At 72.1% G+C, this 15,149-nt stretch carries 12 protein-coding genes; 5 read left to right on the top strand and 7 right to left on the bottom strand.

Annotation, left to right across the window (positions count from 1 at the left end; translation table 11 throughout):
* Nucleotide 1 precedes the first annotated feature (1 nt).
* From ACFWHU_RS29585 to ACFWHU_RS29575, 3 genes are read right to left on the bottom strand one after another with little or no spacing between them, the layout of a single operon-like run.
* Complete coding sequence (locus tag ACFWHU_RS29585; protein WP_385797464.1) at nt 2-937, bottom strand: hydroxymethylglutaryl-CoA lyase; 936 nt, start codon at nt 935-937, stop codon at nt 2-4.
* Nucleotides 934-3,048 (bottom strand): acetyl/propionyl/methylcrotonyl-CoA carboxylase subunit alpha, encoded by a 2,115-nt coding sequence (locus ACFWHU_RS29580; protein ID WP_387228577.1) that lies wholly within the window; start codon nt 3,046-3,048, stop codon nt 934-936. Before ACFWHU_RS29580 ends, ACFWHU_RS29585 begins: the two co-directional genes overlap by 4 nt.
* Before the next feature lie 43 nt (nt 3,049-3,091).
* Nucleotides 3,092-4,723, bottom strand: coding sequence for a carboxyl transferase domain-containing protein (locus tag ACFWHU_RS29575; RefSeq protein WP_385797467.1), 1,632 nt, complete (start codon nt 4,721-4,723; stop codon nt 3,092-3,094).
* A gap of 88 nt (nt 4,724-4,811) precedes the next feature.
* Here ACFWHU_RS29575 and ACFWHU_RS29570 point away from each other — a divergent pair, with 88 nt between their 5' ends.
* A complete protein-coding gene (locus ACFWHU_RS29570; RefSeq protein ID WP_387228526.1) occupies nt 4,812-5,426 on the top strand; it encodes a TetR/AcrR family transcriptional regulator in 615 nt (204 codons plus the stop codon).
* 15 nt (nt 5,427-5,441) lie between these two features.
* Here the strand turns inward: ACFWHU_RS29570 and ACFWHU_RS29565 are convergent, their stop codons facing one another.
* Nucleotides 5,442-5,927, bottom strand: a complete 486-nt coding sequence (locus ACFWHU_RS29565; RefSeq protein ID WP_385797473.1) for a peroxiredoxin — start codon at nt 5,925-5,927, stop codon at nt 5,442-5,444.
* Nucleotides 5,928-6,005: 78 nt separating this feature from the next.
* Between ACFWHU_RS29565 and ACFWHU_RS29560 the strand changes: the two genes are divergently transcribed.
* Nucleotides 6,006-6,794, top strand: a complete 789-nt coding sequence (locus ACFWHU_RS29560) for a phosphatase (protein ID WP_385797476.1) — start codon at nt 6,006-6,008, stop codon at nt 6,792-6,794.
* Between the two features lie 119 nt (nt 6,795-6,913).
* Here the strand turns inward: ACFWHU_RS29560 and ACFWHU_RS29555 are convergent, their stop codons facing one another.
* From ACFWHU_RS29555 to ACFWHU_RS29545, 3 genes are all read right to left on the bottom strand, one after another.
* Nucleotides 6,914-7,792: an acyl-CoA thioesterase gene (locus ACFWHU_RS29555; RefSeq protein WP_385797479.1), complete on the bottom strand. Its 879-nt coding sequence runs from the start codon at nt 7,790-7,792 to the stop codon at nt 6,914-6,916.
* Between the two features lie 39 nt (nt 7,793-7,831).
* Nucleotides 7,832-8,989: an acyl-CoA dehydrogenase family protein gene (locus ACFWHU_RS29550; RefSeq protein WP_387228523.1), complete on the bottom strand. Its 1,158-nt coding sequence runs from the start codon at nt 8,987-8,989 to the stop codon at nt 7,832-7,834.
* A 131-nt stretch (nt 8,990-9,120) separates the two neighbouring features.
* A complete protein-coding gene (locus ACFWHU_RS29545) occupies nt 9,121-10,575 on the bottom strand; it encodes a PucR family transcriptional regulator (RefSeq protein ID WP_387228520.1) in 1,455 nt (484 codons plus the stop codon).
* Nucleotides 10,576-10,706: 131 nt separating this feature from the next.
* On the opposite strand from ACFWHU_RS29545, the gene ACFWHU_RS29540 reads away from it, so the two are divergent.
* The 3 genes from ACFWHU_RS29540 to ACFWHU_RS29530 all read left to right on the top strand — a co-directional run bounded on the left by ACFWHU_RS29540 (nt 10,707) and on the right by ACFWHU_RS29530 (nt 15,044).
* On the top strand, nt 10,707-12,227 hold the full coding sequence (locus ACFWHU_RS29540; RefSeq protein ID WP_385797485.1) for a sodium:solute symporter: 1,521 nt from the start codon (nt 10,707-10,709) through the stop codon (nt 12,225-12,227).
* A 112-nt stretch (nt 12,228-12,339) separates the two neighbouring features.
* Nucleotides 12,340-13,353 carry an agmatinase gene (gene speB, locus ACFWHU_RS29535; protein WP_385797487.1) on the top strand — a complete coding sequence of 338 codons (1,014 nt, stop codon included), beginning with the start codon at nt 12,340-12,342 and terminating at the stop codon, nt 13,351-13,353.
* Nucleotides 13,350-15,044 (top strand): thiamine pyrophosphate-binding protein, encoded by a 1,695-nt coding sequence (locus ACFWHU_RS29530; RefSeq protein ID WP_387228518.1) that lies wholly within the window; start codon nt 13,350-13,352, stop codon nt 15,042-15,044. The genes speB and ACFWHU_RS29530 overlap by 4 nt, the downstream gene beginning before the upstream one ends.
* Nucleotides 15,045-15,149: the final 105 nt, after the last annotated feature.

Genomic DNA, 15,149 nt, shown 5'->3' with positions numbered 1-15,149 from the left:
GCTAGGACTCCTTGTGGGAGAGGGCGCTGACGGTGCGGGAGGGGCTGGGTCGCCCCAGCTGTTCGGCCATCCACACGCTGGTGGCGGTGAGGAGACCGAGGTCGACCCCGGTGTCGATACCGAGGCCCTGCAACATCCACAGGAGGTCTTCGGTGGCGAGATTCCCGGTGGCGCTCTTCGCGTAGGGGCAGCCGCCGAGGCCGCCCGCGGACGCGTCCACGGTGGTCACTCCGTGCTGGAGCGCGGCGAAGGTGTTGGCGAGTGCCTGGCCGTACGTGTCGTGGAAGTGCACGCCGACCTTCGACAGATGCACGCCCTCCTCGATGAGGGTGGCGAGCAGGCTCTGCACATGGCCGGGGGTGGCCACGCCGATCGTGTCGCCGAGGCTCACCTCGTCGCAGCCCATGTCGACGAGGGTCCTGACGAGCCGGGCGACCTGGTCGACCGGGACGGGGCCCTCCCACGGGTCGCCGAAGCACATCGACAGATAGCCCCGGACATGGAGCCGTTCGTCGCGGGCGCGGGCGACGACCGGCTCGAACATGGCGAGTGATTCGTCCAGCGTGCGGTTCAGATTGGCCTTGGCGAACGACTCGGTCGCGCTGGCGAAGACGGCCACCTGACGGACGCCGAGGGCCAGGGCGCGGTCGAGGCCGCGGTCGTTCGGGACGAGGGCGGGCAGCCGTACGTTCTCCAGATCTCGCACCAGCGGGAACAGCCGCTCGGCGTCGGCCAGTTGAGGCACCCAGTCGGGGTGGACGAAGCTGGTCGCCTCGATGGTGGTGAGCCCGGCTGCGGCGAGGCGGTGGATGAACTCCGCCTTGATCTCGGTCGGGACGATCGTCGACTCGTTCTGGAGGCCGTCGCGCGCGCCCACCTCGTGGATACGGATCCGGGTCGGCAGGCCCTCGTCCATGACGGTCATGGGGAGCGTCATTTCTCCTCCTCGGGAGCCGTGTCGGGCGTGACGGCCGCGGATGCGGATGCGGCTGTGCGGACGGCGGAGGCGGCAGCGGGGACGGCGCCGGCGGGGATGACGGCGGTGCCTTCGGCGGCGGCCGGGTCGGCCGTGGCACTTCCGGCGGCGGCCGGGTCGGCGGCGGGCGCGACCACGGCCAGTACCTGGTCCATGGCGACGGTGGAGCCTGCCGTCACGTCCAGCTCCGTCACCGTCCCGTCGTGCGGGGCCGAGATGACGTGCTCCATCTTCATCGCCTCGACCACCAACAGGCCCTGACCGGCCACCACTTCGTCCCCGACGGCCACCTTCACGACCGTGACCGTGCCGGGCATCGGTGCCGTGAGCGCGTCGACGCCGCCCGCGCCGGCGGCTCCGAGCAGTGCCGCCTCCACCGGATCGTGGTCCTGCACGTGCCAGCTGTCGCCGTCCCTGCCGAGCCAGTCGGCCGCCCGGTGGAAGGTGTGCGTCATCCCCTCGACGGTGACGGTGACCCGGTCGGCCTCCACATGAGACGGGCCGGTGCCGAGCAGCCGGTGAGTGACGGGTTCATGTCCCGATACGCGCAGATGGTGGGTGACCGGCACGGTCATGCCGCCCATCCGCCAGCCGCTCGGTACGGAGAAGGGATCGGTCCAGCCGCCTGCGGAGCCGCCTTCCGGGGAAGGGGCGGGGGCCAGCTCGCGCTCCCGTACCGCCGCCGCCGCTTCGTACACCTCGGCCGGCACCTCCGTGGGCACCAGCGTGTCCGCGTCCCGCTCCACCAGGCCCGTGTCCAGCTCGCCCGCCACCACGGCGGGGTGGGCCAGCAGCCTCCGTAGGAAGCCGGCGTTCGTGGGGACGCCCAGCGTCACCGTCTCCGCCAGGGCCGCCCGCAGTCTGCGCAGCGCCGTCGGGCGGTCCTGGGCGTGCACGATCACCTTCGACAGCATCGGGTCGTACAGGCTCCCGATCTCCGTGCCCTCGCTCAGACCGGAGTCGGTGCGCACGCCATCGCCCCGCGGCTCGCGCAGCGACAGCACCCGGCCGCCGGACGGCAGGAAGCCGCGCGCGGGGTCCTCCGCGCAGATCCGGGCCTCGATCGCGTGCCCGGTGAGGGTGATGTCCTCCTGGGTGAAGGGGAGCCGCTCACCGGCGGCGACGCGCAACTGCCACTCGACCAGGTCCAGTCCGGTGACCAGCTCGGTGACGGGATGCTCCACCTGGAGGCGGGTGTTCATCTCCATGAAGAAGTACGAGTCCGGGTCCTCGCCCGGCACGATGAACTCGACCGTCCCCGCTCCCCGGTAGCCGCAGGAGCGGGCAGCCTGGACCGCCGCCTCGCCCATCGCCGCCCGCGTCTTGTCGTCGAGCAGGACGGACGGCGCCTCCTCGATGATCTTCTGATGGCGGCGCTGCAACGAGCACTCGCGCTCGCCGAGATGGATCACGTTGCCGTGCCCGTCGGCCAGCACCTGGATCTCGATGTGGCGCGGCCGGTCGATCCACCGCTCGACCAGGAGCGTGTCGTCGCCGAAGGAGGCGCGGGCCTCGCGCCGGGCCGCCGCGATCTCGTCGCGCAGAGCCGACTCCAGGCGGGTGAGCCGCATGCCCTTGCCGCCGCCGCCCGCCGACGGCTTCAGCAGCACCGGCATCCCGATCTCCCTGGCCGCGTCGGCCAGTTGGTCGTCGGTCAGACCGCTGCCCGAGGAGCCGGGCACCACCGGCACACCGGCCGCCGCCACGGTCTCCTTGGCGCGGATCTTGTCGCCCATCAGCGAGATGGCGTCGGCGGTCGGGCCGATGAAGACGAGACCGGCGTCCGCGCACGCCCGCGCGAAGTCCGCGTTCTCCGCGAGGAAGCCGTAGCCGGGGTGGACCGCCTGGGCGCCCGTACGAGCCGCGGCCTCCAGCAGCCGGTCACTGACGAGATAGCTCTCGGAGGAGGGCGCCGGACCGATCCGGACGGCGGTGTCCGCCTCACGTACATGCCGGGCGTCGGCGTCGGCGTCGCTGAAGACCGCGACGGAACGGATACCGAGCGCGCGCAGCGTACGGATGACGCGCACCGCGATCTCGCCGCGGTTCGCGACGAGGACCGTGTCGAACATGCCGGTCATGGGCTGGGTGGTCCTGCTGGTGGTCATCTGTCACTCACATCCGGAAGACGCCGAAGCCGGGGGCGGTGCTGTCCTTCTGGGGAAGCGGGGAGTTGGCGCAGGCCGTCAGCGCCAGACCCACCACCTGACGGGTCTCCAGCGGGTCGATCACCCCGTCGTCCCAGAGCCGCGCCGTCGCGTAGTAGGCGTTGCCCTGTGTCTCGTACTGGGCGCGCACCGGGTCCTTGAAGGCCTCTTCCTCCTCCACCGGCCACTGTTCGCCGCGGCCCTCGATCTGGTCGCGCTTGACCGTCGCCAGCACCGAGGCGGCCTGCTCGCCGCCCATGACCGAGATCTTGGCGTTGGGCCACATCCACAGGAAGCGGGGGGAGTAGGCCCGGCCGCACATCGAGTAGTTCCCCGCGCCGTACGAACCGCCGACCACGACCGTGAGCTTCGGCACGCGCGTGCACGCCACGGCCGTCACCATCTTCGCGCCGTGCTTGGCGATGCCGCCCGCCTCATAGCTGCGGCCGACCATGAATCCCGAGATGTTCTGGAGGAAGAGCAGCGGGATGCCGCGCTGGTCGCACAGCTCGATGAAGTGCGCGCCCTTCTGGGCCGATTCGGAGAACAGGATGCCGTTGTTGGCGACGATTCCCACCGGGTGGCCGTGGATCCGGGCGAAGCCCGTCACCAGCGTCGTACCGAACTCGGACTTGAACTCCGCGAACCGCGAGCCGTCCACCAGCCGGGCGATGACCTCGCGGACGTCGTACGGCGTGCGCGAGTCGACCGGCACCGCCCCGTACAGCCCCGCGGGGTCGACCTTCGGCTCCTCCGCCGGCTCGACCTTCCACGGCAGCGGGCCGCGCTCGGGGAGCGTCGAGACGATCGTGCGGACGATCCGCAGCGCGTGCGCGTCGTCCTCGGCGAGATGGTCCGTGACCCCCGACGTACGGGAGTGGACCTCACCGCCGCCCAGCTCCTCGGCGGTGACGACCTCGCCGGTCGCCGCCTTCACCAGGGGCGGGCCGCCCAGGAAGATCGTGCCCTGGCCGCGGACGATCACGGCCTCGTCGCTCATCGCGGGTACGTACGCGCCGCCCGCCGTGCAGGAGCCGAGCACGGCCGCGATCTGCGGGATGCCGGCGCCGGACATCCGCGCCTGGTTGTAGAAGATCCGGCCGAAGTGGTCACGGTCGGGGAAGACCTCGTCCTGCATCGGCAGGAAGGCACCGCCGGAGTCCACGAGATAGACGCACGGCAGCCTGTTCTCCAGCGCGACCTCCTGGGCGCGCAGATGCTTCTTCACCGTCATCGGGTAATACGTCCCGCCCTTGACCGTGGCGTCGTTGGCGACCACGACCACCTCACGGCCACCGACCCGGCCGATCCCGGCGATCACCCCGGCCGCCGGTGCCTGGCCGTCGTACATGCCCTCCGCCGCCAGCGGGGCCAGCTCCAGGAAGGGCGAGCCCGGGTCGAGCAGGGTGTCCACCCGGTCGCGGGGCAGCAGCTTGCCGCGCGCCACGTGCCGGGCGCGGGACTTCTCACCGCCGCCGAGCCGGGCGGCGGTGAGCCGGGCGCGCAGAGCGTCGGAGAGCTCCTGATGCGCCGCCTCGTTGGCGCGCCAGGAGTCGGACGCCGGGTCCGCGGCGCTCGCCAGCACGGGTGCCTGCTGCATCGATCGAGCTCCCTCGCACGGTTAATGAGCGTTAACGTATCCTTCTCAGGTTAACGACCGCTAACCCTCCTGTCTAGAATGGTTTTCCATGGGCACCAGGACCGCGGCACCGACGCGCCGCGAGCAGATCCTCAACGAGGCCGCCAGGCTCTTCGCCGAGCGCGGCTTCCACGGCGTGGGCGTCGATGAGATAGGGGCGGCCGTCGGCATCAGCGGGCCGGGGCTGTACCGCCATTTCGCGGGCAAGGACGCCATGCTCGCCGAGCTGCTCGTCGGCATCAGCGGCCGGCTCCTGGACGGCGGCAGGAAGCGTGTGGCGGCCTCGACCGGCGACCCGGCGGCCGTGCTCGCCTCGCTGATCGACGGCCATATCGACTTCGCTCTGGACGACCGCCCGCTGATCACGCTGCACGACCGTGAACTGGACCGGCTGCGAGACAGTGACCGCAAACTCGTCCGGCAGCTCCAGCGGCAGTACGTGGAGCTGTGGGTCGGCGTCGTCCGCGAGATCCACAGGGACGTTCCCGAGCCGGTCGCGCGCGGCGCCGTGCACGCCGTCTTCGGCCTGCTGAACTCGACACCGCACCTGAGCCCCGACGGCCGCGGCACCCCCCGGCGGGCGGTGGCGGAAACGCTCCTGCGCCGCCTGGCGCACGGCGCGTTCGCCGCCCTCGGTGAAGAGGACGACGTGCCGCGTCCGTGAGTCCGCCGGGGCCGATCAGGCTTTCAGCGCGGCCAGCTTGGCGGCCAGCGTCTCCACCGGCTGGAACGTCGCGCCGAGCAGCGACACATGCTTCCAGTGCAGCGTGCCGTCCGGCGCGATCAGGAAGACCGCGCGGCGCAGTCCGATCCCGGGGGCGGCGATCTTGAACGCCCGCGCCACCGCGCGGTCGGTGTCGGCGAGCAGCGGGATCCGCAGGCCGTACCTGCGGGCGAACGCCTCGTGGCTGTCGACGTCCTGCGGGCTGATGCCCCAGACCTCGGCCCCCAGCTCCGTGAACGTCTCCAGACCGCTGGAGTACGAGCACAACTGCTTGGTGCAGACACTGGTGTCGTCACCGGGGTAGAAGGCCAGGACCAGCGGGGTGCCCCGGCGCTCGTCGAGGCGGTACTCCCTCCGTACGAAGGTGTCGTCCCCGTCGAGCACCCCGCCGGGCAGGGCAAAGTTCTCCACGGGACGGCCGGGACCGGGTGATGCTGGCACAAGGACTCCTTCATCGGTGCGACGTCCAGTCACCGGGACGAGCGGCATCGCGCGGACACCTGACGGCACAATGGGCTCATGCCGATACCCAGCCGCGAAGCTCTCGTCGACCACCTCGTCCGTACGCGTATCGCCGGAGACGTGGCCACTCCCAGGGACAACAACCTCTCCCACTATCGCAAGCTCGCCAACGGCGACCGCCACTTCTGGCTGGGCCTGGAGCTCGGCGACCGCTGGACCGACGAGCAGGACGTGCTCGCCGTGATGGCGGAGCGGTGCGGAGTCAGCGACGATCCGGAGCACCGGCACGGCCAGGACACCATCGACCCCGAGCTGACCGTCGACGCCCTGGGGCGGATGGCGGCGCGGCTGCGCAAGGCGGCGGCGGGCCGGGAGCGCGTGCTGTTCGCCACCGGCCACCCCGGCGGGCTGCTGGACGTGCACCGGCAGACGGCGGACGCGCTGCGGCTGGCGGGCTGCGAGATCGTCCGGATCCCCGGCGGGCTCATGGCCGACGAGGGCATGGTCTTCCAGTTCGCCGGTGTCGCGATGCTGGAGCGCGGGGCCACGCTCTGGCACACCCACTCGCCCGAGCCGATGCGGGCCATCCTGGACGGCCTGGAGCGCGAGGGCAGACCACAGCCCGACCTGGTGCTCGCCGACCACGGCTGGGCGGGCTGCGCGGGCCAGCGCGGACTCGACTCGATCGGCTACGCGGACTGCAACGACCCCGCCCTGTTCATCGGCGAGGCGGAGGGCACCCTCCAGGTGACGGTCCCGCTCGACGACCATGTGACGGACCCCCGCTTCTACGACCCGATGACGGAGTACCTGCTGAACGAGGCGGGCCTCACGAACACCGTCTGAGGCCGGACGCGCGCCGCGTACCCCCGGCGGCGGCGCACCGGACCCGCGCGGGACCTCCGTACGAGGCCGCGCGGAAGACCCCGCACGAGGCCCCCACGGGGCCGGGCGCGGAAGCCGGCTCAGTCGCGCCCCCTGGGCACGCGCATGACGCCCTCCTGGATCACCGAGATCGCCAGCCGCCCGTCCTGGGTGTAGATCCGGGCCTGGCCGAGTCCCCGGCCGCCCGAAGCGGACGGCGACGTCTGGTCGTACAGCAGCCACTCGTCCGCGCGGAACGGACGGTGGAACCACATCGCGTGGTCCAGACTCGCCCCGACGATGTCACCGGTCGCCCAGCCGCCCCGGCCGTGCGCGAGCAGCACCGAGTCCAGCAGCGTCATGTCGGAGACGTACGTGGCCATGCAGACGTGCAGCAGCGGGTCGTCGGCGAGCTTGCCGACCGTGCGGAACCACACCTGCGAGCGGGCCTCGCGGGGCTCCCCGGCCGTGGCGTACGGCGGGGCGTCCACGTAGCGCAGATCCACCGCCGCCCGCGCCTCCAGCAGCCGGTCGGCCACGGACGGGTCGACGAAGCGGTCCGCGTACCGCGGCAGCAACTCCCGCGCCGTCGGCAGGCTTTCGGGATCCGGCGCCCGCGGCATCCCGCTCTGGTGCTCCAGGCCCTCCTCGTACGTCTGGAAGGACGCCGACAGGTGGAAGATCGGCCGGCCGTGCTGGACGGCCACGACCCGGCGCGTGGTGAAGGACCGGCCGTCGCGGATCCGGTCGACCGTGTAGACGATCGGCGCGCCCGGATCGCCCGCCCGCAGGAAGTACGAGTGCAGGGAGTGCGCCGGGCGGTCGGCGGGGACGGTACGGCCCGCGGCCACCAGGGCCTGCGCGGCGACCTGGCCTCCGTAGACGCGGGGGATCGCCGCCGAGCGGCTGAGGCCGCGGAAGATGTCCTCGTCGATCCGCTCAAGGTCGAGCAGATCGAGGAGGGACTCCAGTGCGTTCATGGTGGCGATCGTGTCCCCGTGTGCTCGCCGCGCGTGGCCCTACAGGCCCATGGACTTGGCGATGATCATCTTCATGACCTCGCTGGTGCCGCCGTAGATGCGGTTGACGCGGTTGTCCGCGTAGAGACGGGCGATCGGGTACTCGTTCATGTAGCCGTAGCCGCCGTGCAGCTGGAGGCACTTGTCGATCACGCGGTGCGCGACCTCCGTACAGAAGAGCTTCGCCGACGCGGCCTCGGCGGCGGACAGTTCGCCCGCGTCGTGGGCTTCGAGGGCGCGGTCGCAGACGGCCTCGGCGGCGTCGACCTCGGCCTTGCAGGCGGCCAGTTCGAACTTGGTGTTCTGGAAGGAGGCGACGGTCTTGCCGAAGACGGTGCGGTCCTGGACGTAGTTCTGGGCGAACCGGATCGCGGCCGAGGCCTGCGCGTAGGCGCCGAAGGCGATGCCCAGGCGCTCCTGCGGCAGATTCTGGCCGAGGTAGGAGAACCCCTTGTTCTCCTCGCCGAGAAGGTCGTCGACGGGCACCTTGACGTCGCTGAAGGACAGTTCGGCGGTGTCCGAGGACTTCAGGCCCAGCTTGTCGAGCTTGCGGCCGACCGCGTACCCCTCGGACCTGGTGTCCACGACGAAGAGCGAGATGCCGTGCCTGCGGTCCTCCGGGCTCGGCGGGGCGGTGCGGGCGCAGACGATGACGCGGTCGGCGTGCACGCCGCCGGTGATGAAGGTCTTCGCGCCGTTGAGGACGTAGTGCGAGCCGTCGGCGGAGAGCTTGGCCGTGGTCTTCATGCCCGCGAGGTCGGAGCCGGTGCCGGGCTCGGTCATGGCGATGGCGTACATGGTCTCGCCGGTCACGAAGCCGGGCAGCCACCGCTTCTTCTGCTCCTCGGTGGCGTACGCCTTCACATAGGGCAGGCAGAGCGCGACATGCACGCTGGACCCTCCGAAGGAGACACCCGCGCGGGCGCACTCCTCGGAGACGATCGCCTGGAACTTGAACGACTCCTCGCCCGCGCCGCCGTACTCCTCCGGCACCTCGATACCGAAGATGCCCAGCTCGCCGAGCTTGTAGTAGAACTCGCGGGGGACCAGGCCCTCGGCGTACCACTCGTCGTAGACGGGCACGACCTCGGCCTCGATGAAGGCGCGGAGGGTCTCCCGGAACGCCTCGTGGTCCTCGTTGAACACCGTACGGCGCACGTGAAGCCTCCTGTATCGACCTGTCGCCCCGCTGCCGAGCACACGCTCCGAGGGCACTGGCTAAGCGCTTGCTCAGTCAAAGTTACCCGGCGGTTCGCACGGGTGTCCAGAGAGGTGGGGTGTCGGCGGCATCACAGCCGCCGCAGTGCGAACCAGAGGTCCATCCGGACGTCCGCCTCGTCCAGGTCCGCGTTCAGCAGCGCCGCGCAGCGGGCGATGCGCTGGCGCACCGTGTTGCGGTGGACGGTCAGGGCCACCGCCGTACGGTCCCAACTGCCGTGCAGCGACAGCCAGGTGCGCAGCGTCTCGGTCAGCGCCGGGGAGCCGGCGATCGGGGCCAGGCGGGCGCGGGCGTGGGCCGCGGCCTCTTCAGGAGGTACGAGCGCGGTGAGGGCGTCGGGGCCGGGCTCGCGGTGGTGCACGAGCTCTGCGCGCGTGGCCTCCGCGTGGCGCAGCGCGCGCTCCGCGTGGGTGTCGGCCTCCGCCAGCCCGGCGGGGCCGACGGGGGCGCTCACCCCGAGCGTCCAGCCCGGCTGGGCGGCGACCGGGCGGTCGGTGAGCACGCGGACGGTCGCGCCGTCCGTCTCCGCCAGCGCGCTGCCGAGCGCCGCCGCGAGCGCCGACGCGGCGAAGGGCGTGTCACCGCCGTGCGCGTGCACGACGGTCCAGGGCCCGGGGCCGAGCAGCGGCGCCGCCTCGGTGGGCGTGGCGCCCAGCAGCAGCCGTACGAGCGCCGCCGAGCGCGCGGCCTCCGCCGCGCCCTGGTGCGGCGCCGTGAGCAGCGACAGCAGGACGACGGCCACGCCCGTGACGGTGTGGTCCCCGGCCTCCCGGCTTCCGGCGGCGACACCGAGGACGAGGCCCTGGCCGCCGCCCAGCGCGTACGCGGCCAGTCGCGCGCCGCCGACGGTGTCGGTGGCGGAAGCCGGCGGGGAGGCTGCGCCCGGCGGGTTCACCACGCGGGCCAGCCGGGCCAGGGCCGTACGGGATCCCGGCGCCGGATCGCGGCCCGTGGCGTGCAACTCCGCGCCGTCCGGGGCGAACAGCACCGCGCGCCCGCCGAGCCGCACCGCGAGCTGGCGCAGCACCGCCGGGACCGGATCCGGCCGGGCGGCGGCGGCAGCGAGGCCCTGCTGGGCCTCGGTGACCCGGCGCAGCTCCCGGTGACGGGCCTCGGCCATCAGCCGCCACACCCCGCGCGCCACGGTGGTGAACGGGGTGCGCCGGGGGATCTCCAGCAGCGGCAGCCCGTGCCGGCCGCACGCCTCGACCAGGCTGTCCGGAACCGTGTCGTACACCGGCGCGACCCCGAAGCCGAGCGCCGCCGCACCCGCCTCGACCACCCTTCTTACATAGGTGTCCGCGTGCGCGGCCGTGAGCTGCACGCCCGCCGTCAGCAGCAGCTCACCCCCGAGCAGATACGGGTACGGGTCGGCCATCTCCGAGGTGTGCACCCAGTGGACGGCCACACGCTCCGTCCGGGCATCCGGCAGCCCAGCGATCAGGCGCAGGCCGAGCGAGCCCTCCGCCAGCAGCGCGGCCAGCGGAACCGGCGGGGTGGGAGGCGGAGCAGAGGGTTCCGGCATGGACGATCCATCCATCGACGGTGAGAAGAATGGATGAAACGTACACTTCAGCGTTCCTTTCCGGCCACCTACCGTCGACTCGCACAAGGCCGGACCCCCGGTACCCCCGGAGTCGATCAGGAGGAAGCCCCATGGCTGTGGACTACGCGGTGATCGTCGTCTATCTCGCCGGCATGCTCGCCATGGGCTGGTGGGGCATGCGCCGCGCCAAGTCCAAGAGCGAGTTCCTGGTGGCGGGCCGCCGGCTCGGCCCCTGGATGTACTCCGGCACGATGGCCGCCATCGTCCTCGGCGGCGCCTCCACCATCGGCGGCGTCGGCCTCGGCTACCAGTACGGTCTCTCCGGCGCCTGGATGGTCTTCACCATCGGCCTCGGACTGCTGGCCCTGTCGGTGTTCTTCTCCGCCCGCATCGCCCGGCTGAAGGTCTACACCGTCTCCGAGATGCTCGACCTTCGGTACGGAGGACGCGCCGGCATCATCTCCGGACTGGTGATGTGGGGCTACACCCTGATGCTCGCGGTCACCTCGACCATCGCGTACGCCACGATCTTCGACGTCCTGTTCGACATGCACCGCACCGTTGCCATCATCCTGGGCGGCGCGATCGTCGTCGCGTACTCGACGCTCGGCGGCATGTGGTCGATCACGCTCACCGACATGGTGCAGTTCGTCGTCAAGACGATCGGCGTACTGCTGCTCCTGCTGCCCATCGCCGTCGTCAAGGCGGGCGGCTTCAGCGAGATGAAGGCGCAGCTTCCCACGGAGTACTTCGACCCCCTGGGCATCGGCGGCGAGACGATCTTCACGTACGTGCTGATCTACACCTTCGGCATGCTGATCGGACAGGACATCTGGCAGCGGGTGTTCACCGCGCGCGGCGACTCCACCGCTCGCTGGGGCGGCACCGTCGCAGGCACCTACTGTCTCGTCTACGCCATCGCCGGAGCCGTCATCGGCACCGCGGCCAAGGTCCTCTACCCGAAGCTGCCGAGCGCCGACGACGCGTTCGCCACCATCGTCAAGGACGAACTCCCGCCGGGCGTACGGGGACTGGTGCTGGCCGCCGCCCTCGCCGCCGTCATGTCGACGTCCTCCGGCGCGCTCATCGCCTGCGCCACCGTCGCCAACAACGACATCTGGGCGCGGCTGCGGGAGCTGCTCGGGCAGCGGGGCGGTCGGCCGGACGTGGCGGGGGAGCGGGACGAGGTACGCGACAACCGCGCCTTCATCCTGGTCATGGGCCTCGCCGTCATCTGCATCGCCATCGCGCTCAACGACGTCGTCGGGGCACTGACCGTCGCCTACAACCTGCTCGTCGGCGGCCTCCTGGTGCCCATCCTCGGCGGCCTCCTGTGGAAGCGCGGCACCGTGCAGGGCGCCCTCGCCGCGATGGTCGTGGGCGGGCTGACCGTCATCTCCCTCATGGCGGCGTACGGCATCCTGGCCAACGAACCCATCTACTACGGGCTGCTCTCCTCGCTCGCGGTGTACCTCGTCGTCAGCCTCCTGACGAAGCCGACGGACCCGGCCGTGCTGGCCGCGTGGCGCCGCCGCCTCGCGGGCGAGGGACCGGACGGCGCGGAAGGCGCCGCCGGCACCGAAGAGGACGGCCCCCGGAAGCCGTCCGTCCCCGCCACAAGCACGGGCTGAGCACCGGCTGAGCACGGGCCGAGCCCCGCCCACCGGCAGCGCCCCTGTCGGCGCTGTCGGTGGCGCGGGGCATGCTGGACCACGACACGCACCACGAAAGGGCTCGACGAGCATGAGCAGCGCAACAGGACCCGACACCCCCGGCGCCCCGGCGGCCGAGAACCGGGAGGACGGCCCGCGCGGGCCCGTCGACTCCTCCCGCGTGCCCCGGTTCGCGGGGCCCGCCACCTTCGCCCGGCTGCCCAGGCTTGACGAGGTCGGGGCCACCGACGTCGCCGTCGTCGGCGTCCCGTTCGACAGCGGGGTCTCCTACCGGCCCGGCGCCCGCTTCGGCGGCAACGCGATCCGCGAGGCGTCCCGCCTGCTGCGCCCGTACAACCCCGCACAGGAGGCGTCGCCGTTCGCGCTCGCGCAGGTCGCCGACGCCGGTGACATCGCCGCCAACCCGTTCAACATCAACGAGGCCGTCGACACGATCGAGGCGGCGGCCGACGACCTGCTCGGCACCGGCGCGCGCCTGATGACCCTCGGCGGCGACCACACCATCGCGCTGCCCCTGCTGCGCTCGGTCGCCAAGAGGCACGGCCCGGTCGCGCTGCTCCACTTCGACGCCCACCTGGACACCTGGGACACGTACTTCGGCGCCGAGTACACCCACGGCACCCCGTTCCGCCGCGCCGTAGAGGAAGGCATCCTCGACACCGAGGCGCTCTCGCACGTCGGCACCCGAGGCCCGCTCTACGGCAAGAAGGACCTGGACGACGACCACCGCATGGGCTTCGGCATCGTCACCTCCGCCGACGTCATGCGGCGCGGCGTCGACGAGGTCGCCGACCAGCTCCGGCAGCGCATCGGGGACCGCCCGCTGTACATCTCGATCGACATCGACGTGCTCGACCCGGCCCACGCCCCCGGCACCGGCACGCCCGAGGCCGGCGGACTCACCTCCCGCGAACTCCTCGAAATCCTCCGGGGACTGGCTTCCTGCCACCTCGTCTCGGCCGACGTGGTCGAGGTCGCCCCGGCGTACGACCACGCGGAGATCACGTCCGTCGCCGCCTCCCACACGGCGTACGAGCTGACCACGATCATGTCCCGCCAGATCGCGGAGGACCGCGCGAAGTGACACACGACCACCACCACGAGATTCCCCGCTACACCCCCGAGCAGACCGCGCAGGCCCTGAACCCGCCTCCCGGGCGCAACGGCGGCGACCTCGTCGTCGAGACACTGCACGGCCTCGGAGCCACCACCGTCTTCGGACTGCCCGGCCAGCACGCCCTGGGCATGTTCGACGCCCTGCGCCGCTCCGACCTGGAGTACGTCGGGCTGCGCGTGGAGAACAACGCCGGATTCGCCGCCGACGCCTACGGCCGCGTCACCGGCGAGGTCGCGCCCCTGCTGCTGTCCACCGGGCCGGGCGCCCTGACCTCGCTCGCCGCGCTCCAGGAGGCCGCGGCGGCGTCCTCGCCCGTGCTCGCGATCTCCAGCCAGATCCCGTCGGCGGGCCTCGGTGGCGGCAGGCACGGCTACCTCCACGAACTGCGCGACCAGCAGGCCTCGTTCCGCGACATCGTCAAGTCCGTCCACGTCGTCCGTGCGGCCTCCCAGATCCCGTCCGCGATCGCGGCGGCCTGGGAGTCCGCGCTCACCGCACCGCACGGACCCGTCTGGGTCGAGATCCCGCAGGACGTCCTCCTCAAGGAGACGACGCTGCCGCCGGTCACCGCCGTCGACGCCACCCCGCGCGAACTGCCGCCGCGCCCGGAGCTGATCGCCGTGGCGGCCCACGTCCTGTCCCACGCCGAGCGCCCCGTGATCATCGCGGGCGGCGGGGTCGTGCGGGCGGACGCCGCGGGGAAGCTGCGGGCCCTCGCCGAGAAGCTGGCCGCCCCCGTCGTCACCACCTTCGGCGGCAAGGGCGCGTTCCCCTGGGAGCACCCGCTGTCGCTCCAGTCCTGGCTGGAGGACCGGCACACCACCGACTTCCTGGAGGACGCCGACGTGGTGCTGGTCGTCGGCTCCGGGCTCGGCGAACTGTCCTCCAACTACTACACCTTCCGCCCGCGCGGCCGGGTGATCCAGATCGAGGCCGACCTCGGCAAGCTGGAGTCCAACCTCCCGGCGCTCGGCATCCACGCCGACGCGCGGGAGGCCCTGTCCGCGCTCCTGGAATCGGTCACGGCACGCACCGACCCGGCGGCCACCGAGTCCGCGCGGGACGCGGTCCGTACGGTGCTGGCGAAGGTACGCAGCCGGATCGACGCCCAGGACCTGGCACTGGAGCAGCGGGTGCTCGCCTCCGTACGAGAGGCGCTGCCCGCCACCTCCCCCAGCTTCTGGGACATGACGATCCTCGCCTACTGGGCCTGGTCGGCCTGGCCCGGCCCGATGCACTCCGGCCAGGGCGCCGGCGGCCTCGGCTACGGCTTCCCGGCGGCCCTCGGCGCGGCGGCGGCCGACGTCACGAAACCCGTCCTCGCGGTCTCGGGCGACGGCGGCGCCATGTACTCGATCGCCGAGCTGGCCACGGCCCGCCAGTACGGCCTCCCCGTCACCTGGCTGATCATCGACGACGGCGGCTACGGAATCCTGCGCGAGTACATGACGGATGCCTTCGGCGAGACCACCGGCACCGAGCTGGCCCGCCCCGACTTCGTCGCACTCGCCGAGTCCTTCGGGGTCCCCGCGGTCCGTACGACCCCCGAGGCGCTGCGTGAGGACCTCTCGAAGGCGCTGGCGGCCCCCGGCCCGTCCGTGGTGGTGCTCCCGGCCCTCCTGAAGCTGTTCGCCCCGACCCACCTTCCCGCGCAGTAGCCGCACCGCCTCGGCCTCCGGGCCGCCCCGGCCCACCGTGCGGACCCGGTCGTCAGTCATCAGTCCTAGGTCTTCCGACGAGCGCATGGGACCAGCGACGGGTAT

Source organism: Streptomyces sp. NPDC060366 (assembly GCF_042725135.1).
GTDB lineage: Bacteria > Actinomycetota > Actinomycetes > Streptomycetales > Streptomycetaceae > Streptomyces.
This window is presented reverse-complemented; position numbering and strand designations above follow the sequence as displayed.